Source organism: Nocardioides sp. NPDC092400 (assembly GCF_040684155.1).
Taxonomy (GTDB): domain Bacteria; phylum Actinomycetota; class Actinomycetes; order Propionibacteriales; family Nocardioidaceae; genus Nocardioides.
Map to the genome: position 1 here is coordinate 619,033 of NZ_JBFBFJ010000002.1, position 20,465 is coordinate 639,497.

Genomic DNA, 20,465 nt, shown 5'->3' on the forward strand with positions numbered 1-20,465 from the left:
GTGCCGCTGCTCGCCGCCGACATCGGCAACAGCCACACCGTGCTGGGCCTGGTCCAGGACGGCGAGGTCTCCGCGCACTGGCGGGTCGGCACCGACGAGCGCCGCACCTCCGACGAGTGGTCGGTGCTGATCCGGGGGCTGCTCGGCCCCGACGCCGCGACCGTCGACGGCGTGAGCGTGTGCTCGACGGTCCCGGCCGTCCTGCACGAGTGGCGCGACATGCTGGCGCGGCACTTCGCCGACCTGCCGTGCCTCGTCGTCGAGCCCGGCGTGCGCACGGGCGTGCCGGTCCTGATGGACAACCCGCGCGAGGTCGGCTCCGACCGGATCATCAACGCGCTGGCCGCCGCCACCCTCCACGGCGGGCCGGCGATCGTCGTGGACTTCGGCGGCACCGCGACGACCTTCGACGTGGTCAGCGAGCGCGGGCAGTACGTCGGCGGGGCGATCGCGCCCGGCATCGAGATCTCCCTGGAGGCGCTGGGGCGTCGCGGCGCCCAGCTGCGGAAGGTCGAGCTGGCCCGGCCCCGCACCGTCATCGCCAAGAACACCGTCGAGGCGCTCCAGTCCGGGATGGTCTTCGGCGTGGCGGCCCAGGTGGAGGGCATCGTGGCCCGGATGACCGCCGAGCTCGGTGCGGAAGCCGCCGACGTCCGCGTGATAGCGACCGGGCACCTCGCACCCCTCGTCCTCGATGAGTGCTCGGCATTCACGACGCATTCGCCGTGGTTGACGCTGCAGGGACTGGAACTGGTATTCCGCCGCAATAGTTGAACGCGACGGTCGCTCAGGTAAAGAATTGTCGCCGCGCAATTCACTGAATTGGCGCCGTCGCTTTCGTCTGGCAGGATCAATGTCGCCGAATGATGTCGGTGCGGCGCCCGACGCCTCGCCGGCACATCCCCCGATCAATTCGGCGGCGGCTTTATCCCCCGAATTCGGACAGCGACGTCAGGAATAGACATGGCCCAGAAGATCCACATCGTGCTGGAGGACGACCTTGACGGCAGCGAGGCGACCGAGACGGTCTCATTCGGCCTGGACGGGACCTCCTACGAGATCGACCTGAACGACGAGAACGCCTCGGCGCTGCGCGAGACGCTCGCGACGTACGTCGGCCACGCCCGCAAGGTCAGCGGCGCCCGCCGCGGCGGCGCCGGCCGCAAGTCCGGCGGCGCCGCCGCCGCCGGCGGCTCGAACGGCTCCGGCGGCCCGAGCGCCAAGGAGATCCGTGAGTGGGCGCGGGAGAACGGGTACGAGGTCCCCGACCGAGGTCGCGTGTCGGCCGAGGTCCGTGAGGCGTACGACGCCGCGCACTGACCCACCGCGCACCACCCCCAGCACCACACCACGTCCCACCCGGGGCATCCGCCCAGAGCGTGTTCGCTCTCAGCGGATGCCCCGGGTGCGTTGTTGGGGAACGCGTAGGCTGTCCGCGGGGTTGAGCCTCATGTCCCGTCCACCCCGGATGTGGTGGGCGGTCCCCCAGAACTTGAGGAGCGTTGCATGTTCGAGCGGTTCACTGACCGAGCTCGCCGGGTGGTCGTGCTGGCCCAGGAAGAGGCCCGCATGCTCTCCCACAACTACATCGGGACCGAGCACATCCTGCTCGGCCTCATCCACGAGGGCGAGGGCGTCGCCGCGAAGGCGCTCGAGAGCCTCGACATCTCCCTCGAGGCCGTTCGCGCCCAGGTCGAGGAGATCATCGGCCAGGGCCAGCAGGCACCCAGCGGCCACATCCCCTTCACCCCGCGCGCCAAGAAGGTGCTCGAGCTGTCCCTGCGCGAGGCGCTGCAGCTCGGTCACTCCTACATCGGCACCGAGCACATCCTGCTCGGCCTGATCCGCGAGGGCGAGGGCGTCGCGGCCCAGGTGCTGCAGAAGCTCGGCGCCGACCTCAACCGGGTCCGCCAGCAGGTCATCCAGCTGCTCAGCGGCTTCCAGGGCAAGGAGTCCTCGCAGTCCGCCGCGGCCGCGACGGGCGCGGGCGGCGACGCCCCGTCGTCCTCGCTGGTCCTCGACCAGTTCGGCCGCAACCTGACCCAGGACGCCCGCGAGGGCAAGCTCGACCCGGTCATCGGTCGCGAGCAGGAGATCGAGCGGGTCATGCAGATCCTGTCCCGCCGCACGAAGAACAACCCGGTCCTCATCGGCGAGCCGGGCGTCGGCAAGACGACGATCGTCGAGGGCCTGGCCCAGGACATCGTCAAGGGCAACGTGCCGGAGACGCTGAAGGACAAGCAGATCTACACCCTCGACCTCGGCGCGCTGGTGGCGGGCTCCCGCTACCGCGGCGACTTCGAGGAGCGCCTGAAGAAGGTGCTCAAGGAGATCCGCACCCGCGGCGACATCGTGCTGTTCATCGACGAGATCCACACCCTCGTCGGCGCCGGTGCGGCCGAGGGCGCGATCGACGCCGCCAGCATCCTCAAGCCGATGCTGGCGCGCGGTGAGCTGCAGACGATCGGCGCGACCACCCTCGACGAGTACCGCAAGTACCTCGAGAAGGACGCCGCGCTCGAGCGCCGCTTCCAGCCGATCCAGGTCGCCGAGCCCTCGATCGCGCACACGATCGAGATGCTCAAGGGCCTGCGCGACCGGTACGAGGCGCACCACCGGGTCACCATCACCGACGAGGCGCTCGTCTCGGCGGCGACGCTGGCCGACCGCTACATCTCCGACCGGTTCCTGCCCGACAAGGCGATCGACCTCATCGACGAGGCCGGCTCGCGCCTGCGCATCCGCCGCATGACGGCCCCGGCCGACCTGCGGGAGTACGACGACAAGATCGCCGAGGTGCGCCAGCGCAAGGAGGCCGCCATCGACGGCCAGGACTTCGAGGCCGCCGCGCGCCTGCGCGACGAGGAGAAGCAGCTGATCCTCACCAAGTCCGAGCGCGAGAAGCAGTGGCGTGCCGGTGACATGGACGAGGTCGCCGAGGTCGACGAGGAGCTCATCGCCGAGGTGCTCGCCGTGGCGACGGGCATCCCGATCGTCAAGCTCTCCGAGGAGGAGTCCACGCGGCTGCTCAAGATGGAGGACGAGCTCCACAAGCGCGTCATCGGCCAGGACGAGGCGGTCAAGGCGCTCAGCCGGGCCATCCGTCGTACCCGTGCCGGCCTGAAGGACCCCAAGCGGCCCGGCGGCTCGTTCATCTTCGCCGGCCCCTCCGGCGTCGGCAAGACGTGGCTGTCCAAGACGCTCGCGGAGTTCCTCTTCGGCGACGAGGACGCGCTCATCCAGCTCGACATGTCGGAGTTCGGCGAGAAGCACACCGTCTCGCGGCTCTTCGGCTCGCCTCCGGGCTACGTCGGCTACGAGGAGGGCGGCCAGCTCACCGAGAAGGTGCGGCGCAAGCCGTTCTCCGTCGTCCTCTTCGACGAGGTCGAGAAGGCCCACCCCGACATCTTCAACAGCCTGCTGCAGATCCTGGAGGAAGGTCGCTTGACCGATTCCCAGGGCCGGGTCGTGGACTTCAAGAACACCGTCATCATCATGACCACCAACCTCGGTACCCGCGACATCGCCAAGGGCATGAACCTCGGTTTCGCCGGTGCCGCCGGTGGCCCCGGTGACTACGACCGGATGAAGAACAAGGTCTCGGAGGAGCTCAAGCAGCACTTCCGCCCCGAGTTCCTCAACCGCGTCGACGAGATCATCGTGTTCCCGCCGCTGTCGCAGGAGCAGATCGTCGCGATGGTCGACAACATGGTCGCCTCCGTGGAGGTCCGCCTGCGCGACCGCGACATGAAGCTCGAGCTCACGCAGAACGCCAAGAACCTCCTGGCCCAGCGTGGCTTCGACCCGGTCCTCGGTGCCCGACCGCTGCGCCGCACGGTGCAGCGTGAGATCGAGGACGTCCTGGCCGAGAAGATGCTCTTCGGCGAGGTCGGCCCGGGCATGATCGTGCTGGTCGACGTCGAGGGCGAGGGTCCGACCGCGACCTTCACCTTCGAGGGCCAGAAGGTCGGCGAGCTGCCCGACATGCCGCCGTTCGAGACGGCGGGCGTCGAGACCAGCATCGAGACGACGCCGGTCGAGGGCGAGGGCCCGAACGACGAGGCCTCCGGCACGGACGTCCCCCGCTCGGGCGGCGACGACTGAGCCGGACCGGCACACCGCAGCACCCGCCACGGGCGGCACCCACTCCGGGTGCCGCCCGTGCGGCGTTCCTGGCGCCCGGCGCCCGGACAGGACCGCCTAGGGTGGCGACGTGCTCTTCACCGCCAGCACCGTCAAGGACACCCTGCCCAACATCCAGCGGTTCGTGACCGGCAACCTCGCCGGCGGGATCGACCACATGGTCGTCTTCCTCGACGCCGGCGACGCCGAGGTCCGGTCGTGGCTCGACGAGCACCCGCACGTCACCTGCGTGCGCACCGACTCCTCCTGGTGGAACGGCGAGCGGCCGGCCGAGCTCAACGTGCGCCAGCGGATCAACGCGAACGTCGTCAAGGCGGTGCTGAGCCGCCTGGACTGGGCCGAGTGGGTCTTCCACGTCGACGCCGACGAGATCGTGCAGCTCGACCGGGACGTCCTGGCCGCCGTGCCCGCCGAGACGCGGGTCGTGCGGCTGACGCCGCTGGAGGCGGTCAGCCGCAAGCACTGGGACGGCGACCCCACCTGGTTCAAGCGGCTGCTCGGCAAGCCGGACCTGACCCTGCTGCAGACGCTCGGCGTGATCGACCGGCCCTCCAACGGCGCCCACTTCCACGGCCACGTCGACGGCAAGTCCGGCGTGCGCCCCGCGACCGACGTGTGGCTGACCCTCCACCACGGGGTCGACGCCGCCAAGGAGGAGCTGCCGGCGCACACCGACGCCGACCGGCTCCGGCTGCTGCACTACGAGTCCTATTCCGGCGAGGACTTCGTCCGGAAGTGGACCTCGATCCTGGCGGCCGGCCCGATGGCGAACTTCCGCCCCGCCCGTGAGCCCACCGCGGTGGCCCTGCGCGCCCTCATCGCCAAGGGGCTCACCGAGGAGCAGGCCGCGCCGTACCTCATGCGGATCTTCGAGCGCACCACCGAGGACGACTTCGACACCCTGCGCGACCTCGGGCTGCTGGTGGAGGTCGACCCGCGCGAGGGCCGGCACGTGCCGGCGGACCCGCCGGAGGGCGGCCTCGCCGACCTCCGGGCGCTGCTCGACGCCGTGCGCGGCGAGCCCAAGCGGCCCTTCCACCCCGGGGAGCCCGCAGCGGCGGTCGAGGAGATCCTGGCGCGCGCCGCCGGCGGGCGCGGCCCGGTCAGGGGAGCGCGTAGCTTCCTGCGTCGGTCCTGACCGCCAGCCCGTCCTCGACCAGCCCCGCCAGACACCGCAGCCGCTGCGCCTCGTCGGCCCAGGCCGCGTCCAGGGCGCTGCGGTGCACCGCGCCCTCGGTGTCGCGCAGCACGGCCAGCAGCCGGCCCCGGCACTGCCGGTCGGTGCCGGCCCAGGTCTGCACCCTGCGCGGCGGCCCGTCGTACGCCGGGTGGCCGGCCGCGCGCCACGCGCACAGCGAGGCGACGGGGCACTCGGTGCACCGCGGCCGGGCGGCGGTGCAGACCAGCGCGCCGAGCTCCATGACGGCCACCGCCCACGTCGCGGCGGTCGCCTCGTCCTCGGGCACCAGCTCCACGGCGGCCTCGCGCTCGGCCCGGGTCACGTGCTGGGCCGGGAGCTCGACCCCGCCGACGGTGCGCGCGAGGACCCGCCGGACGTTGGTGTCCAGCACGGCGTGGCGCTGGCCGAAGGCGAAGCTGGCGATCGCGGCGGCGGTGTAGTCGCCCACGCCGGGCAGCGCCAGCAGCGCGTCCCGGTCGGCCGGCACCTCGCCGCCGTGCCGCTCGACGATCGCCGTGGCGGCGGCGTGCAGGCGCAGGGCGCGGCGCGGGTAGCCCAGGCGGCCCCACATCCGCACCGCCTCGCCGGTGGGCTCCGTGGCCAGGTCGGCGGGAGTGGGCCACCGGTCGAGCCACTGCTCGTGGACCGGCAGCACACGGGCCACCGGCGTCTGCTGGAGCATGAGCTCCGAGACCATCACCGACCACGCCGACGCCTCGGGCCGCCGCCACGGGAGGTCGCGCGCGTGCGCGTCGTACCAGCGCAGGACGGGCTCGTGGAGGGCGCTCACCGCGACATTCTGACCGGGCGGCGGGCACGTCCGGTGTGGCACCCCGGTTCGACCGCCGCGAATGGCTAACCTCCTCGCCATGACGACGCTGACCCGCGGGCCCCTGCCGGCTGCGGTGTACTGGCGGCGCCGTCTGGTGCTGCTCTCGGTCGCGCTCGTCCTGGTCCTGGGCATCGGCAAGGTGCTGGGCAGCGGGAGCGACGGCTCGGACCCCGACCGCGCCGCGCCGGCCGCCGCCGACACCAGCCCCACGGCCACCGTGACCGTGCTGCCCTCCGGCAGCGCCACCCCGGGTGCCGCCACCGACGTGACCGCCGGTGCGACGGTCACCGAGGGTGCCTCCACGCCGGGCGCGGCCGGCGGGTCCGGGAAGCCTGGCAAGCCCGGGCAGTCGGCCAGCGCCGAGCCGGTGCTGGCGGCGCCGGTCGGGCGCTGCGAGGGCACCGACGTCGCGGTCACCCCCGAGGTCGAGGACGCCGTCGCCGGCAAGGACGTCACCGTCGTGCTGAACCTGCGCACGGTCACCACCCCCGCCTGCACCTGGCGGGTGAACACCGGCAACGTGACGCTGTCGATCACCTCGGGCAGCGACGACATCTGGTCCACCCGTCGGTGCCCGAAGGCGCTGCCGGGCGAGGACGTCGTCGTCCGCAACAACGTCACCACCGCGGTGCCGATCACCTGGAAGAACGCCGCCCGGATGGACGAGGACTGCTCGGGGATCGCCGAGTGGGCGCTGCCGGGCACCTACCACGCGACCGCGGCCGCGCTGGGCGGGGAGCCGAGCGACGCCCGGTTCCTGCTCAAGGCGCCGGTCGCCCCGACGGTCACCAGGACCGCCGAGCCCCAGCGCCGCTAGGCCGCCCGGGACGGCCCGTCGGACGGCTGCCCGGACGGCTGCCGGCAGGGCGGCTGCGGGTCAGACGTAGCGCTCGAGGATGGTCGACTCGGCGAGCCGGGAGAGGCCCTCGCGGACCGACCGGGCGCGCAGCTCGCCGACGCCGTCGACGGCCTGCAGGTCGTCGATGCCCGCGGAGAGCAGCTTCTGGAGGGTCCCGAAGTGCTCGACGAGACGGTCGACGACCGCGGCGGGCAGACGGGGGACCTTGGCGAGCAGGCGGTAGCCGCGCGGCGCGACCGCGCCGTCGAGGTGCTCGGCGGTGCCCAGGCCGAGGACGCGCGCCGTGGAGGCGGGGTCGACCAGCTCGGTGGGGGTGAGCGCCTCGAGCTTGGCGATCACCTCCTCGGGGCTCTTGCTGCGCTTGCCGGCCGGCAGGTAGTCGCGGATGACGAGCTCCCGCTCGGCGTCGACTCCGGTCACCAGCTCCTCGAGCTGGAGGGAGAGCAGGCGCCCGTCGGTGCCCAGCTCGAGGACGTAGTCCTCGATCTCGCGTGCGATCCGGATCACCATCTCGAGCCGCTGGGCGACCACCGCGACGTCACGCACGGTCACCAGGTCCTCGATCTCCAGGGCGGAGAGCGTCGAGGCGACCTCGTCGAGGCGCAGCTTGTAGCGCTCGAGGGTCGCCAGGGCCTGGTTGGCGCGGGAGAGGATCTGGCCGGAGTCCTCGAGCACGTGCCGGGTCTCGCCGACGTACGCCGCGATGATCTGCATCGACTGGGACACCGAGATGACCGGGAACCCGGTCTGGCGGGCGACCCGGTCGGCGGTGCGGTGCCGGGTGCCGGTCTCCTCGGAGGGGATCGTGTGGTCGGGCATCAGGTGGACCGCGGCCCGCAGGATCCGGGTGAGGTCCTTGTCGACGATGATGCCGCCGTCCATCTTGGCCAGCTCACGCAGCCCGGTCGCGGTGAAGGGGACGTCGAGCACGAAGCCGCCGGTGGAGATCGACTCGACCGACTTGTCGTTGCCGAGCACGATCAGCGCGCCGGTGCGCCCGCGAAGGATGCGCTCCAGGCCGTCGCGCATCGCCGTTCCCGGTGCGATGGAGGCCAGCGTGGCGCGCAGCCGGAGGACGTCCTCGGAGCGGTCGTTGGCCACCACGCGCGTCCTCCTTCGGACTGGTGCTGCAGGGCTGGCGGGACAGGCGGGCGCGCACGGGGCGCGGGTAGAGCCTAAGCGACGCGGGCCCTCACTCGCCCATGGACGGCAGGCGGCGGGCCTGGACGGCCGTCAGCCCGAGGTAGTGCAGGGCGGAGAGGACCGAGGGGACCTCGACGACCTGCATGCCCTCGACCGTGCGGGCGGTCTCCTCCCGGGGGTCGACCGGCGCGCCGGCGGGTCGGGGGACCAGCGCGGTGCTGAACCCGAGCCGCGCCGCCTCGGCGAGGCGCAGGTCGATCTCGCGGACGCGGCGCAGCTCGCCGGACAGCCCGATCTCGCCCATCGTCACCACGCCGGCCGGAGGCGGCTTGCCCAGGGTCGCCGACGCGAGGGCGACCGCGACCGCGAGGTCGGCGGCCGGCTCGTGCAGGCGCGCCCCGCCCACGGTCGAGGCGAAGACGTCGTGGGTGACCAGCCGGAGGCCGACGTGCTGCTGCAGGACGGCGAGGATCATCGCCAGCCGCGAGGAGTCCAGGCCGGAGGTGGTGCGGCGGGGGCGCTCCTGGGCCGACAGGGTCGCCAGCGCCTGCACCTCGGCCAGCATCGGGCGACGGCCCTCCATCGTCACCGCGACGCAGGTGCCCGGGACACCGGCGTGGTGGTGCTCGACGAAGAGCCCGGTCGGGTCGGCCACGGCGGTGATCCCGTCGGGGCCGAGGTCGAAGCAGCCGACCTCGTCGACCGGGCCGAAGCGGTTCTTCATGGCCCGGACCATGCGGAAGCGGGACCCCCGGTCGCCCTCGAAGTGCAGCACCACGTCGACGAGGTGCTCGAGCACCCGGGGGCCGGCGATCGAGCCCTCCTTGGTCACGTGGCCGACCAGCACGGTCGTGATCCCGCGGGTCTTGGCCATCCGCACCAGCGCCGCCGAGACCTCCTTGACCTGCGTGACGCCGCCCGGGACGCCCTCGACGCCCGAGGCGCCGATCGTCTGCACCGAGTCGACGACCAGCAGGGTGGGGCGGACCTGCTCGACGTGGGTGAGCACCGCCCCCAGGTCGGTCTCCGCGGCCAGGTAGAGCTGGTCGTGCACGCCGCCGGTCCGGTCGGCGCGCAGCCGCACCTGGGACGCGGACTCCTCGCCGGTGACGTAGAGCGTCCGGTGCTGGTAGCGAGCGGTCTGCGCCGCCACCTCGAGCAGCAGCGTGCTCTTGCCGACGCCGGGCTCGCCGGCCAGCAGGATCGCGGCGCCCGGCACCAGCCCGCCGCCGAGCACGCGGTCGAGCTCCGGCACGCCGCTGGAGCGGTACGTCGCGTCCTGGACGTCGACCTGGCCGATGGGGACCGCGGGGGCGGTGACCGGCGTGGCGGCCTGCCTCGGCGAGGGCGAGGCCGCCGCCTCGGCGACCGAGCCCCAGGCCTGGCACTCGCTGCAGCGGCCCACCCACTTCGGGGTCTCCCAGCCGCACTCGGAGCAGCGGAAGGTCGGGCGCGGCGGCTTGGGCATGGCGCGAACGCTAGGCGAGCCCGCCGACAACGCCGGGGAGGGCCCGCCGCGGGGCTGTGGAGGGCGCGCCGCCCGAGCGTCACTGGACGGACGGGGCCCGCGTGCGGCGTACCGCGGCTATATTGCCTTTGGAACGATCCAGAGCAGCGACGTGACGGCGGAGGTCGAGGGTGGCGCGCATCCCCGGGCGACAGCCCACCGCGCCGCCGACCCTCGCGGACGTCGCGGAGCGGGCGGGCGTCTCGCGCCAGACGGTCTCCAACGCCGTCAACAACCCCGACCTGCTGCGCTCGGACACGCTGGTGCGCGTGCAGGAGGCCATCGAGGAGCTCGGCTACCTGCCCAACCGTGCGGCGCGCAACCTGCGCACGCGGGCCTCGCACCTCGTGGGCCTGCGCATCAACCCGGTCCAGGAGGGCACGGCGAGCGCGATCATGGACCGGTTCGTCCACTCGCTCGTGGAGACCTCCCGGGAGGCCGGCAAACACGTCCTGCTCTTCGCCGGGGACCCGCTCGACCCGCTCGCCGGCTACGACGACCTGCTGCGCTCGACCGCCGTCGACGCCTTCGTCGTCACCGACACCTACCTCGGGAACCCGCAGGCGACGTGGCTGGGCGCGCGGCGGGCGCCGTTCGTGGCGTTCGGCCGGCCCTGGGACAACCCGGGGGCGAACCATCCCTGGGTCGACGTCGACGGGGCCGCCGGGTGCGACCTGGCCACGACCCACCTGCTCGACCAGGGCCACCAGCGGATCGCGTGGATCGGGTGGCGCAAGGACTCCTGGATCGGCGAGGACCGCCGCAGCGGCTGGACCCGCGCCATGCGGGCGCGCGGGCTGGCCACCACGGGCCTGGCCTCCCGCGTCGAGGACACCGTCGCCTCCGGGCGGGGCGCGAGCGCGGTGCTGCTCGACGAGGCCCGGCCCTCGGCGTTCGTCTGCGCCTCCGACACCCTCGCCATGGGCGTGCTCCACACGCTCGCCGAGCGCGGGCTGGTGGCAGGGCGCGACGTGGCGGTCGTCGGGTTCGACGACTCCCAGGTCTCCCAGGTCGTCCCGCCGGGGCTGACCTCGGTGCGCCAGCCGCTCGAGGAGGTCGCCGTGGAGGTGGTCAAGGCGCTCGAGGGACTGCTCGCCCACCCTCCGGCCGTGGGGCCGGGCGTGCTCCTCACCCCGACGCTCACCGTGCGCGGCTCGTCCTCCGCCGTCGGCTTCGGCGCCTAGGCACTCGCCGCGCCGCTCCCGCCGCTCCCGCCGCTCAGAAGGTCCGCCACCACAGGTTGACGGCGTAGTCGACGGTGGTGCCCTCGTGCTCGGCGAGCACCTCCTCGGCCACCGAGGTGGGCAGCTCGATGCGCACGACGGCCTCGAGGTCCGCCCGGGACGAGAAGGACCAGCCCACGTCCAGCGGCACGCGGGTCCATCCCCGCTGGGCCCAGAACCGCTCGACCGTCGCCGGCTCCGGCAGGTGCGGGAAGCCGCGGCGGAACCACCGCCCGAAGGTCGAGCGCGAGGCGTCGTTGTCGATGACGAACGCGGTGCCGCCGCGGCGCACGACGCGGGCGAGCTCGGCGAGGCCGGGCTCGCAGCCGGGGCCGAAGAAGTAGGCCCAGCGGGCGTGCGCGACGTCGACGGAGCGGTCGGGCAGCGGGACGGACTGCGCGGTGCCGGGGGAGACGGTCACGTTCCCCGCCCGGCGGGTACGACGCCGGGCGAGCGCGACGAGGTCGGGGTGCGGCTCCACACCGACCACGTGGGCGGCCGTGGCGGCGAACCGCGGCAGGTGGAAGCCCGAGCCGCAGCCGAGGTCGAGGACGGTGCGTCCGGCCCACGGCGCGACCGCGGCCATCGCGGCCTCGATCCGTCCCTCGAGGTCGACGGCGCGGTTCTCGACCTCGTAGGTCGCGGTGTGGTGCCAGATGTTGGGGCTGGGCACCGCACCCGGCACGACCGTCAGAGGCGGACCAGGCCGTTCGGCGTGTTGATCTGCGCGGCGATGATGCCCGGCGTGCCGTGCGGGGCGACCCACTCGACCTTGACGTCCTCGAGCGGCGCGTCGACGGTCTCGCCGAGCCACTCGCTGACCCGCTGCGGGTCGCCGGCGATCTCCAGGCAGGCCAGGGACCAGTCGACGTCGGCGCCGGCGGACGGGTGGAGCTCGGCGGGGCTCTCCCACTGGACGAAGAAGGGCAGCTGCGGGTCGGCGATCAGCCCGTTGACGCCGATCTGCTTCCAGCGCAGCTCGGTGCCGTCGGGGCGGTGCCGGTTGCCCTGCGCGGCCTGCCGGCCGAGGCGCTCCTCGACGGGGGTGATGTCGGGGACGGCCACGACCCAGCCGAGCCAGCCACCGCCGAGGGCGGAGCGGGCGCGGACGGCCTGGCCGAAGGGGGCCTTGTCCGAGGCGGGGTGGTCGAGCACCTCGACGATCTCGAGGTAGGTGCCGCCACCGAGGGCGAGGGTCATGTTCCGCGTGCCGAAGCGCGGGTGCACGCCTCCGTCGCTGAACTCCCGGCCGAGCAGTCCCCCGATGCGCTGGGCGGTGCTGGCCAGGCCATCGGGTCCTGCGGCGTACGAGAGATGGTCCAAGCGCATGTCGGCATTGTGCGCGAGAGGCGCAGATCACCCCCACACTGGGGTGGAGGTCTCTTGACGTCGAGAGGACTCGTGTGTCCGTGACCACCCCGGGCCGGGCGGGCGGTCAGGCCCGGGGGACCGCGCCCGGGTCGGCCGGGTGCAGCGCGAGGGCCGAGCGGGAGCGCACGTGCGCCTCGCAGTGCCGGACCAGCTCGTCGTACGCCGCCTGGCCGAGGAGCGCGACCAGCTCGGCGGCCGAGGTGAGGTAGAGCGGCTCGACGGCGACGTGCGCCTCGGTGTTGCCGGTGCAGTACCAGTCCAGGTCGTGCCCGCCGGGGCCCCACCCGCGGCGGTCGTACTCCCCGATGGTGACCTCGGTGTAGGTCGTGCCGTCGGGGCGCTCGACGTCGCGGAACGTCCGGCGCAGCGGCAGCTGCCAGCAGACGTCGGGCTTGGTCTCCAGCGGGTTGCGGCCCAGGACGTAGGCCAGCGCGTGCAGCGCGCACCCGGCGCCGCCGCTGCCCGGCCCGCCGGAGGTGGGCGCGAAGTCGGGACGGTTGTGGAAGACACAGGCCTGCTGCCCGTCGACCACCACGGTCAGCGTCTTGCGCTCGCCCTCGTCGTCGACCTCGACCCAGTCGGCGCGGTCCACGGCCCGGCCGGCCGGCTTGAGCTGCCAGAGGTCCTCGTCGAGCTGGTCGACGAAGCCCGCCACGCGCTCCTCGTCGGCCTCGTCGGCGAAGTGGGCGCCCAGCGTGCAGCAGCCGACGTCGGGGGCGTCGGCGTAGATGCCGGCGCAGCCGTTCCCGAAGATGCACGTGTACGCCGACGTCAGCCAGGTCAGGTCGCCCCGGATGACCTCCGAGGGGTCGTCGGGGTTGACGAACTCCACCCAGGCGCGGGGAAAGTCGAGGTCCACTTCCGGCACGGGCGCCACAGTACGGCCCGGGACCACCGCAGTAGGTTGAGGACCATGCGCCTGGGCGTCCTGGACATCGGGTCCAACACCGGTCACCTGCTGGTCGTCGACGCCCACGGGGGAGCGGCGCCGCTGCCGGCGTACTCCTTCAAGCAGCCGCTGCGGCTCGCCGAGCACCTCGACGCCGCGGGTGCGGTCACCCCGGCCGGCGTCGACGCGCTCACGGCGTTCACCGCGGAGGCGCTCGTGGTGGCCGAGGAGAAGGGGTGCGAGGACCTGCTCGCGTTCGCCACCTCCGCCGTCCGTGACGCCACCAACTCCGAGGCGGTGCTGGCCCACGTGCGCGAGCGCACCGGGGCCGCGATCAGCGTGCTCCCCGGGGAGGACGAGGCGCGGCTGACCTTCCTGGCGGTGCGTCGCTGGTTCGGGTGGTCGGCCGGGCGGCTGGCGGTCTTCGACATCGGCGGCGGGTCGCTGGAGATCGCCGCGGGCCCCGACGAGGCGCCGGACATCGCGCGGTCCCTGCCCCTGGGCGCCGGACGCCTGGCGCGCACCTACCTGCACGGCGGGGCCGCCGGCGCGGACGAGGCGACGGTGCGGTCGCTGCGCAAGCAGGTGCGCGCCGCCGTCGCCCGCGACGCGGGCCAGCTGCTGCGTGCCGGACGCCCCGACCGGGCCGCCGCCACGTCGAAGACGTTCCGCTCCCTGGCGCGCATCTGCGGGGCGGCCCCGTCGGCCGAGGGGCCGCTCGTGCGCCGGACGCTGCCGCTGGACGCCCTCGCGGCGTGGGTGCCGAAGCTGGCCGCGATGGACCTCGCCGAGCTGTCGGACCTGCCGGGCGTCTCGGCGAGCCGTGCCCACCAGATCGTGCCCGGCGCGCTCGTGGCCGAGGCCTGCATGGACATCTTCGAGCTGTCCGAGCTCGAGGTGTGCCCGTGGGCCCTGCGCGAGGGCGTCATCCTCGAGCGGCTGGACCGGATGAGCGTCCTGGGCGAGCGGTGAGCACGCCCCGGATCGGCCTCTCCACGTCCTCGGTCTACCCCGAGTCGGCCTCGCACGCCTTCGGCTGGGCCGCCCGGCTGGGGTACGACGCGGTCGAGGTGATGGTGGCGCTGGACCGGGTCAGCCAGCAGCCGGAGATGGTCAGGCGGCTCTCCGAGCACCACGGGGTCCCGGTCTCGGCGATCCACTCGCCCACGCTGCTGTTCACCCAGCGGGTCTGGGGCACCGAGCCGTGGGCGAAGCTCCAGCGCTCCGCCGACATGGCCCACGAGGTCGGCGCGGAGGTGGTGGTCGTGCACCCACCGTTCCGCTGGCAGAAGGAGTACGCCGCCGGGTTCGTCGACGGCATCGCGGCGCTGGAGGAGTCGACCGGCATCGCGTTCGCTGTCGAGAACATGTACCCCTGGCGGGCCAGCCAGCGGCGCGGCGTGGAGATGTACCTCCCCGGCTGGGACCCCTCCACCGAGCCCTACGCCAACACCGTCATCGACCTCTCGCACGCCGCGATCGCCCAGGCCGACCCGGTCGCGATGGCCGAGCGGCTGGGCCCCCGGCTGCGCCACGTGCACCTCACCGACGGCACCGGCTCGGCCAAGGACGAGCACCTCGTGCCCGGTCGTGGCGCCATGGACGCCGCCGGCTTCCTGCGCCACCTCGCCGGCTCCGGCTTCTCCGGCGAGGTCGTCCTCGAGATCAACACCCGCCGGTGCAGCACGCGGGAGGAGCGGGAGGCAGACCTGCGCGAGTCCCTCGACTTCGCCCGCGAGCACCTCGCGGTCAGGGCGTGAGCCCCCGCGGGCGGCGGCCGGGCGCGCCGGACACCCGCGCGGCGATCCTCGCCGCCGCGCGCGAGCGCTTCGCCGAGGGCGGGTTCGCGGGGACGTCGGTCCGCTCGGTCGCCGCGGCGGCAGGCGTGGACGCCGCCCTCGTGCACCACTACTTCGGCACCAAGGACGACCTCTTCCTCGCGGCGCTGGAGCTGCGGGTCGATCCCCGCGCCGTCCTCCGACCGGTCGTGGAGGCGGGGCTGCCCGGGGCCGGCGAGCGGCTCGTCCACGTGCTGCTCGACGTCTGGGACGAGGAGGAGACGCGGCTGCCGCTGCTCGCGGTGCTGCGGGGGATCGGCGAGCCCAGCGGCCAGCGGCTCCTGCGCGACGGCGTGCTGCGGATGGTGCTCGGCCCGGTGGTCGCCGGCCTCGGCGTGGACCAGCCCGAGCGCCGGGCGGCGCTCCTGGCCACCCAGCTGGTCGGCGTGGTGGTGCTGCGCTACCTGCTCGAGGCCGAGCCGCTCGCGTCGGCGGGTCGCGAGGAGCTGGTGGCGACGTACGCCCCGGTCGTGCAGCGGTTCCTCGCCGACCCCCTGCCCTAGCCCGCCCGGTACCGCTCCTCGCACGGGTTCCGCCCTTGCGGGGATCGCGTCGCGGGCGCACAATTCAACACATGATGAATTCGGTGGTGGCGGTACGGGGTCTCCGGGTCGTGCGCGGCGGGCGGGCGGTCCTGGACGGCCTCGACCTCGAGGTGGGGGCCGGCGTCACGGGCCTGCTGGGGCCGTCCGGGTGCGGCAAGTCCACGCTCCTGCGCGCGCTCGTCGGCGTGCAGCGCACCGCCGCCGGGACCGTCGAGGTGCTCGGCCACCCGGCGGGCAGCCGACCGCTGCGGCACCGGGTGGGCTACGTGACCCAGGCGGCGTCGGTCTACGACGACCTCACCGTCGCCGAGAACCTGCGCTTCTTCGCTCGCGTCCTCGACGCCGGGCCCGACGCGGTCGAGCGCGCGGTCGCGGCCGTCGGCCTCGGTGCGCACCGGGACGCGGTCGTCGGGAGGCTCTCGGGCGGCCAGCGCAGCCGGGCCAGCCTCGCCGTCGCGCTCCTGCGCTCCCCGGACCTGCTGGTGCTCGACGAGCCGACCGTCGGGCTGGACCCGGTCCTGCGGCGCGACCTCTGGTCCCTGTTCCACCGCCTGGCCGGCGGCGGCGCGGCGGTGCTGGTCTCCAGCCACGTCATGGACGAGGCCGAGCGGTGCGACCGGCTCCTGCTGATGCGGGAGGGGCGGATCATCGCCGACGACAGCCCGGCCGGGGTCAAGCGGCGCGTCGGCGCGGCCGACGTCGAGGGCGCGTTCCTGGCCCTGGTCGAGGGCGGTGCCGCATGAGCGCGCGGATCACCCTCGCCGTGGCCGGCCGGGTGCTGCTCCAGCTGCGCCGCGACCACCGCACGCTGGCGATGCTGCTGGTGCTGCCGTGCCTGCTGGTCGCGCTGCTGGCCTGGATGTACGCCGACGTCGGCGGCGAGACGTTCGACCGGGTCGGCCCCTCGCTGCTCGCGATCTTCCCCTTCGTCGTGATGTTCCTGGTCACGAGCGTCACCACGCTGCGCGAGCGCTCGAGCGGGACCCTCGAGCGCCTCCTGGCCATGCCGACGGGCCGGCTCGACCTGCTGGTGGGCTACGCGCTCGCCTTCGGCCTGGTGGCCGCGGTGCAGGCGGCGCTCGCGGTCGGGGTCGGCGTCGGCCTGCTCGACCTCGACGTCGTCGGGGCCGTGTGGCTGCTCGGGGTGGTCGCGATCGCCGACGCGGTCCTCGGCACCGCGCTCGGGCTGCTGGTCAGCGCCTTCGCGCGCACCGAGTTCCAGGCGGTGCAGTTCATGCCCGCGCTCGTCGTCCCCCAGATCCTGCTGTGCGGCCTGTTCGTGCCGCGCGACCTGCTGCCCCGGGCGCTCGGCGTGGTCAGCGACCTGCTGCCGCTGTCCTACGCGACCGACGCGATGCTGCACCTGAGCAGGTCGGCGACCACGGGGGAGGTGTGGAGGGACCTGGCGGTGGTGACCGGCTTCGCGCTCGCCGGGCTGGCCCTCGGCGCCGCGACGCTGCGCCGGCGAACCGCCTGAAGAGCCGGGGGCGCTCCTCCCTGCAGGCGGCGGCGGCGCCGCGACGTACCCTCCACACCATGTCCCTGCTCCGCCAGCCGCTCCTCGCGCTGTCCCGCAGCACCACCGTCCGCGAGCTCGTCAGCACCCTGCCGGTCTCCAGCGGGATCGTGCGCAGCTACGTCCCCGGCGAGACCACCGCGGCCGCGGTGGCGACGTCGGCCGGGCTCGTCGACGACGGCCTCAAGGTGACCCTGGACTTCCTCGGCGAGGACACCACCGACCTGGCCCAGGCCGACGCGACGGTGCAAGCCTACGTCGAGCTGCTGGGCCAGCTCTCGGCGCGCGGCCTGGCCCGCCACGCGGAGGTGTCGGTGAAGCTCTCCGCGATCGGGCAGGCGCTGCCCACCTCCGAGCGCGGCACCGGTCACCACGTCGCGCTGGAGAACGCCCGCACCATCTGCCGGGCGGCCCGCAACGCCGGTACGACGGTCACCCTCGACATGGAGGACCACACCACCACCGACTCGACGCTGGCGATCCTGCGCGACCTGCGCAAGGACTTCCCCGAGACCGGTGCGGTGCTGCAGGCCTACCTCCACCGCACCGAGGCCGACTGCCGCGAGCTCGCCCACGAGGGCTCGCGGGTCCGGCTCTGCAAGGGCGCGTACGACGAGCCGGAGGAGGTCGCCTACCAGACCCGCCTCGACGTCGACACCGCCTACGTCCGCTGCCTCAAGATCCTCCTGGCCGGCCAGGGCTACCCGATGATCGCCACCCACGACCCGCGGATGGTCGAGATCGCCTCCTCGTTGGCCAGCCGGTACGGCCGCGAGCAGGGGACCTACGAGTTCCAGATGCTCTACGGCATCCGCCCCGAGGAGCAGCGCCGGCTCGCCCGCGCGGGCGACACCGTCCGCGTCTACCTGCCCTACGGCGGCGAGTGGTACGGCTACCTCATGCGCCGCCTCGCCGAGCGCCCCCAGAACCTGACATTCTTCCTCCGCTCGTTGATCTCGAAGAAGTAGGGGCGAAGCTGTGTCGCAGACCGCGATCCTCGGTGCCGGCGTCATGGGGGAGACCCTCCTGTCCGGCCTGGTCCGCGCCGGGCGGCGGGTCGACGACCTGCTCGTCGGCGAGAAGCGTGCCGAGCGGGCCCGCGAGCTCGAGGAGCGGTACGGCGTCGCGGTGGTCGCCAACGTCGAGGCGGCCCGCCGCGCCGACACCGTCGTGCTGGTCGTGAAGCCGCAGGACATGGGCGACGTGCTCGCCGAGATCGCCCCGGTGCTCCGCCCCGGCCAGCTGGTCGTGTCGCTGGCGGCCGGCACCACCACCGCCTTCATCGAGTCGCGCGTCCCCGAGGGGGTCGCGGTCGTGCGGGTCATGCCGAACACCCCGGCCCTCGTCGACGAGGGGATGGCGGCGATCTCGCCGGGGTCGCACTGCTCCGAGGCCGACCTCACCGAGGTCGAGTCGCTCATGGGCTCGGTCGGCCGGGTGCTGCGGATCCCCGAGCGCCAGCAGGACGCCGTCACCGCGATCAGCGGCTCCGGGCCGGCGTACATCTTCTTCGTCGTCGAGTCGATGATCGAGGCCGGCGTGCACCTGGGACTGCCCCGGGCGACGGCCTCCGACCTCGTCATCCAGACCCTCGTCGGCTCGGCGAAGATGCTCCGGGAGACCGGCACGCACCCCACCGTGCTGCGCGAGCAGGTGACCTCCCCGGCCGGCACGACGGCCTCGGCGCTGCGCGAGCTCGAGGTGCACAAGGTCCGGGCCGCGTTCCTCGCGGCCATGGAGGCCGCCCGCGACCGCTCCCGCGAGCTGGCCGAGGGGTCCTGAGGCGGAACCCTCCCGCCCGCGCACCCGTCCCACCCGCGTGAGGCACCCCACGACCGCCGCCGCGCTCGCGCCGCTCGTCCTGCTCGTGCTGTCGGCCGGCGGCTGCGGCACCGACGGCGTCGTCCTCGACGGCGCGCCCGTCGCGTCGCCGTACGACGGACCGATGAGCGCGCCGGTCTCGCACGCCGACCGGGCCGGCGTCCGGGAGCGGTCCGGCGCTGCCGCGCTCGCGCTGGAGTGCGACGGGCGGCCCTGGGACGGCGGCGGCGCCGACTACGACAGCGGCCTCGCCGAGGTGGCGGACAGCCCGGACGCGGCGCTGAGCACCTGGTTCGACCAGGACCCGGTCGGCCACCTGCCGACCACGGGCTACCGGGCCGAGCGCGCGGACGGTGACCGGGTCCTGCTGTCCTACGACGTGGGGGAGCGGACGCGGGTCGCGGTCGTCGTCCACGACGGCGTGCGGGACTTCCGCGGCGAGACCGGCTGGGGGGTCGAGGCCTGGGCGCAGTGCGACGTCTCCGAGCTCCCGGCCGAGGTCTCCGACGCCCTGGGCCTCGAGGTGTGGACCGACGCCGACGGCCGCCGGGTGCCCACCGACCGGGTCGGGTCGCGGCCGGGGCCCGAGCACTGCGACTGGCAGGACATCACCTTCCTCGAGACCGGCGGGCGGGAGTACCTGCGCGACGTCGACGGCGAGCTCGCCGCCCTCACCGCCGGCCGGTTCGCCGCGGACGCGACGCTCCCCGCCGGCGCCCGGGACACCGGCTGGTCGCGGGACGGGCGGCGGCTCTGGCTCGCCGGGGACGCGGCGTACCTCGTGAGCACCGAGGAGCCGGAGGACGTCGAGCGCTGGCCGGCCAGCACCGAGCCGATCGGCTGCGCCTGAGGGACGAGGGGCGCCTGGCAGGATCGGGTGCATGCCCGCCGCCGACACGCAGGTCCGGTTCTGGTTCGACCCCGTCTGCCCGTTCGCCTGGCTGACCAGCGAGTGGGTGCGCACCGTGCAGCGCGAGCGCGGCCTGGACGTCGAGTGGCGGTTCATCTCGCTGCGGCTGCTGAACAAGGACGTCGACTACGACGCGCAGTTCCCGCCGGACTACGAGGCCGGCCACACCGCCGGGCTCCGGCTGCTCCGGGTCTGCGCCCGGGTCCGCGACGAGCACGGTCCCGAGGCCGTGGCGCGGCTCTACGAGGTGCTCGGCCACCGGATCCACGACGCCGAGCCCACCGGTCGCGAGACGCGCGGCACGGCGGCGTTCCTCGCCCCGGCCCTCGAGGAGGCGGGGCTCCCGGCGGACCTGGTCGAGGCGCTCGAGGAGGAGTCGCGCGACGGCCAGGTGCAGGCCGAGACCGACGAGGCGCTGGCGCTGACCGGCAAGGACGTCGGCACGCCGATCATCGCCGTCGGGGACGGCGTGGGGTTCTTCGGGCCGGTCATCAGCCGGGTGCCCGCGCCCGAGGACGCCGTGCGGCTGTGGGACCACGTCGTCGGGCTGGCGTCGTTCCCGGGGTTCGCCGAGCTCAAGCGCAGCCTGCGCGAGCGGCCCCAGCTGCGCTCCTTCGGCGTGGAGCCGCAGGGGGCCGGCGCCGAGGAGGACTGGCACGGCGGCAGCCGGCGGCAGCACCGCTGAGGC

The 20,465-nt window shown here is 74.0% G+C and carries 21 protein-coding genes; 15 read left to right on the forward strand and 6 right to left on the reverse strand.

Features of this window, described 5'->3' with window-relative positions:
- The 4 genes from AB0N29_RS10405 to AB0N29_RS10420 all read left to right on the forward strand — a co-directional run bounded on the left by AB0N29_RS10405 (window position 1) and on the right by AB0N29_RS10420 (window position 5,281).
- Complete coding sequence (locus AB0N29_RS10405) at window positions 1-774, forward strand: type III pantothenate kinase (protein ID WP_302269477.1); 774 nt, start codon at window positions 1-3, stop codon at window positions 772-774.
- A 189-nt stretch (window positions 775-963) separates the two neighbouring features.
- Complete coding sequence (locus AB0N29_RS10410) at window positions 964-1,320, forward strand: Lsr2 family protein (RefSeq protein ID WP_364866422.1); 357 nt, start codon at window positions 964-966, stop codon at window positions 1,318-1,320.
- A gap of 186 nt (window positions 1,321-1,506) precedes the next feature.
- Complete coding sequence (locus AB0N29_RS10415) at window positions 1,507-4,104, forward strand: ATP-dependent Clp protease ATP-binding subunit (RefSeq protein WP_364866424.1); 2,598 nt, start codon at window positions 1,507-1,509, stop codon at window positions 4,102-4,104.
- Window positions 4,105-4,213: 109 nt separating this feature from the next.
- On the forward strand, window positions 4,214-5,281 hold the full coding sequence (locus tag AB0N29_RS10420) for a glycosyltransferase family 2 protein (protein WP_364866426.1): 1,068 nt from the start codon (window positions 4,214-4,216) through the stop codon (window positions 5,279-5,281).
- Here AB0N29_RS10420 and AB0N29_RS10425 read toward each other — a convergent pair.
- Window positions 5,247-6,113, reverse strand: coding sequence for an A/G-specific adenine glycosylase (locus tag AB0N29_RS10425; protein ID WP_364866428.1), 867 nt, complete (start codon window positions 6,111-6,113; stop codon window positions 5,247-5,249). The genes AB0N29_RS10420 and AB0N29_RS10425 overlap by 35 nt on opposite strands.
- 79 nt (window positions 6,114-6,192) lie before the next feature.
- On the opposite strand from AB0N29_RS10425, the gene AB0N29_RS10430 reads away from it, so the two are divergent.
- Window positions 6,193-6,972, forward strand: coding sequence for a hypothetical protein (locus tag AB0N29_RS10430; RefSeq protein ID WP_364866430.1), 780 nt, complete (start codon window positions 6,193-6,195; stop codon window positions 6,970-6,972).
- A 60-nt stretch (window positions 6,973-7,032) separates the two neighbouring features.
- Here the strand turns inward: AB0N29_RS10430 and disA are convergent, their stop codons facing one another.
- Both disA and radA read right to left on the reverse strand, forming a co-directional pair.
- Window positions 7,033-8,115 carry a DNA integrity scanning diadenylate cyclase DisA gene (disA, locus tag AB0N29_RS10435; RefSeq protein WP_302271554.1) on the reverse strand — a complete coding sequence of 361 codons (1,083 nt, stop codon included), beginning with the start codon at window positions 8,113-8,115 and terminating at the stop codon, window positions 7,033-7,035.
- 91 nt (window positions 8,116-8,206) lie between these two features.
- Entirely contained in the window at window positions 8,207-9,625 is a 1,419-nt protein-coding gene (gene radA / locus AB0N29_RS10440) for a DNA repair protein RadA (RefSeq protein WP_302269484.1), read from the reverse strand.
- Between the two features lie 170 nt (window positions 9,626-9,795).
- Between radA and AB0N29_RS10445 the strand changes: the two genes are divergently transcribed.
- Entirely contained in the window at window positions 9,796-10,848 is a 1,053-nt protein-coding gene (locus AB0N29_RS10445) for a LacI family DNA-binding transcriptional regulator (protein WP_302269485.1), read from the forward strand.
- Between the two features lie 34 nt (window positions 10,849-10,882).
- Here AB0N29_RS10445 and AB0N29_RS10450 read toward each other — a convergent pair whose 3' ends face one another.
- The 3 genes from AB0N29_RS10450 to AB0N29_RS10460 form a co-directional block, all read right to left on the reverse strand.
- On the reverse strand, window positions 10,883-11,560 hold the full coding sequence (locus AB0N29_RS10450; protein ID WP_364866434.1) for a class I SAM-dependent methyltransferase: 678 nt from the start codon (window positions 11,558-11,560) through the stop codon (window positions 10,883-10,885).
- A gap of 17 nt (window positions 11,561-11,577) precedes the next feature.
- Window positions 11,578-12,216 carry a VOC family protein gene (locus AB0N29_RS10455; protein ID WP_302269488.1) on the reverse strand — a complete coding sequence of 213 codons (639 nt, stop codon included), beginning with the start codon at window positions 12,214-12,216 and terminating at the stop codon, window positions 11,578-11,580.
- Window positions 12,217-12,322: 106 nt separating this feature from the next.
- The gene (locus AB0N29_RS10460; RefSeq protein WP_302269489.1) at window positions 12,323-13,126 is read right to left on the reverse strand and encodes a hypothetical protein; all 804 of its coding nucleotides are present in this window, start codon (window positions 13,124-13,126) and stop codon (window positions 12,323-12,325) included.
- Between the two features lie 45 nt (window positions 13,127-13,171).
- Between AB0N29_RS10460 and AB0N29_RS10465 the strand changes: the two genes are divergently transcribed.
- The 9 genes from AB0N29_RS10465 to AB0N29_RS10505 all read left to right on the forward strand — a co-directional run bounded on the left by AB0N29_RS10465 (window position 13,172) and on the right by AB0N29_RS10505 (window position 20,462).
- Complete coding sequence (locus AB0N29_RS10465) at window positions 13,172-14,119, forward strand: Ppx/GppA phosphatase family protein (RefSeq protein WP_302269490.1); 948 nt, start codon at window positions 13,172-13,174, stop codon at window positions 14,117-14,119.
- A complete protein-coding gene (locus AB0N29_RS10470; RefSeq protein WP_364866438.1) occupies window positions 14,116-14,907 on the forward strand; it encodes a sugar phosphate isomerase/epimerase in 792 nt (263 codons plus the stop codon). The genes AB0N29_RS10465 and AB0N29_RS10470 overlap by 4 nt, the downstream gene beginning before the upstream one ends.
- Window positions 14,904-15,488: a TetR family transcriptional regulator gene (locus AB0N29_RS10475; protein ID WP_302269493.1), complete on the forward strand. Its 585-nt coding sequence runs from the start codon at window positions 14,904-14,906 to the stop codon at window positions 15,486-15,488. The genes AB0N29_RS10470 and AB0N29_RS10475 overlap by 4 nt, the downstream gene beginning before the upstream one ends.
- Window positions 15,489-15,559: 71 nt before the next feature.
- Window positions 15,560-16,273, forward strand: coding sequence for an ABC transporter ATP-binding protein (locus tag AB0N29_RS10480; protein WP_364866442.1), 714 nt, complete (start codon window positions 15,560-15,562; stop codon window positions 16,271-16,273).
- Window positions 16,270-17,007 (forward strand): ABC transporter permease, encoded by a 738-nt coding sequence (locus AB0N29_RS10485; protein WP_364866444.1) that lies wholly within the window; start codon window positions 16,270-16,272, stop codon window positions 17,005-17,007. Before AB0N29_RS10480 ends, AB0N29_RS10485 begins: the two co-directional genes overlap by 4 nt.
- A gap of 65 nt (window positions 17,008-17,072) precedes the next feature.
- On the forward strand, window positions 17,073-18,014 hold the full coding sequence (locus AB0N29_RS10490) for a proline dehydrogenase family protein (RefSeq protein ID WP_364866858.1): 942 nt from the start codon (window positions 17,073-17,075) through the stop codon (window positions 18,012-18,014).
- A 10-nt stretch (window positions 18,015-18,024) separates the two neighbouring features.
- A complete protein-coding gene (proC, locus tag AB0N29_RS10495) occupies window positions 18,025-18,828 on the forward strand; it encodes a pyrroline-5-carboxylate reductase (RefSeq protein WP_364866446.1) in 804 nt (267 codons plus the stop codon).
- Between the two features lie 37 nt (window positions 18,829-18,865).
- Window positions 18,866-19,717 carry a hypothetical protein gene (locus AB0N29_RS10500; protein ID WP_364866448.1) on the forward strand — a complete coding sequence of 284 codons (852 nt, stop codon included), beginning with the start codon at window positions 18,866-18,868 and terminating at the stop codon, window positions 19,715-19,717.
- Between the two features lie 31 nt (window positions 19,718-19,748).
- Window positions 19,749-20,462: a DsbA family protein gene (locus AB0N29_RS10505; RefSeq protein ID WP_364866450.1), complete on the forward strand. Its 714-nt coding sequence runs from the start codon at window positions 19,749-19,751 to the stop codon at window positions 20,460-20,462.
- Window positions 20,463-20,465 lie beyond the last annotated feature (3 nt).

Coding starts and splice junctions, on each gene's coding strand:
- AB0N29_RS10410 (WP_364866422.1), top strand. CDS start 964: ATGGCCCAGAAGATCCACATCGTGCTGGAGGACGACCTTGACGGCAGC.
- AB0N29_RS10415 (WP_364866424.1), top strand. CDS start 1,507: ATGTTCGAGCGGTTCACTGACCGAGCTCGCCGGGTGGTCGTGCTGGCC.
- AB0N29_RS10430 (WP_364866430.1), top strand. CDS start 6,193: ATGACGACGCTGACCCGCGGGCCCCTGCCGGCTGCGGTGTACTGGCGG.
- radA (WP_302269484.1), bottom strand. CDS start 9,625: ATGCCCAAGCCGCCGCGCCCGACCTTCCGCTGCTCCGAGTGCGGCTGG.
- AB0N29_RS10455 (WP_302269488.1), bottom strand. CDS start 12,216: ATGCGCTTGGACCATCTCTCGTACGCCGCAGGACCCGATGGCCTGGCC.
- AB0N29_RS10465 (WP_302269490.1), top strand. CDS start 13,172: ATGCGCCTGGGCGTCCTGGACATCGGGTCCAACACCGGTCACCTGCTG.
- AB0N29_RS10480 (WP_364866442.1), top strand. CDS start 15,560: ATGATGAATTCGGTGGTGGCGGTACGGGGTCTCCGGGTCGTGCGCGGC.
- AB0N29_RS10485 (WP_364866444.1), top strand. CDS start 16,270: ATGAGCGCGCGGATCACCCTCGCCGTGGCCGGCCGGGTGCTGCTCCAG.
- AB0N29_RS10505 (WP_364866450.1), top strand. CDS start 19,749: ATGCCCGCCGCCGACACGCAGGTCCGGTTCTGGTTCGACCCCGTCTGC.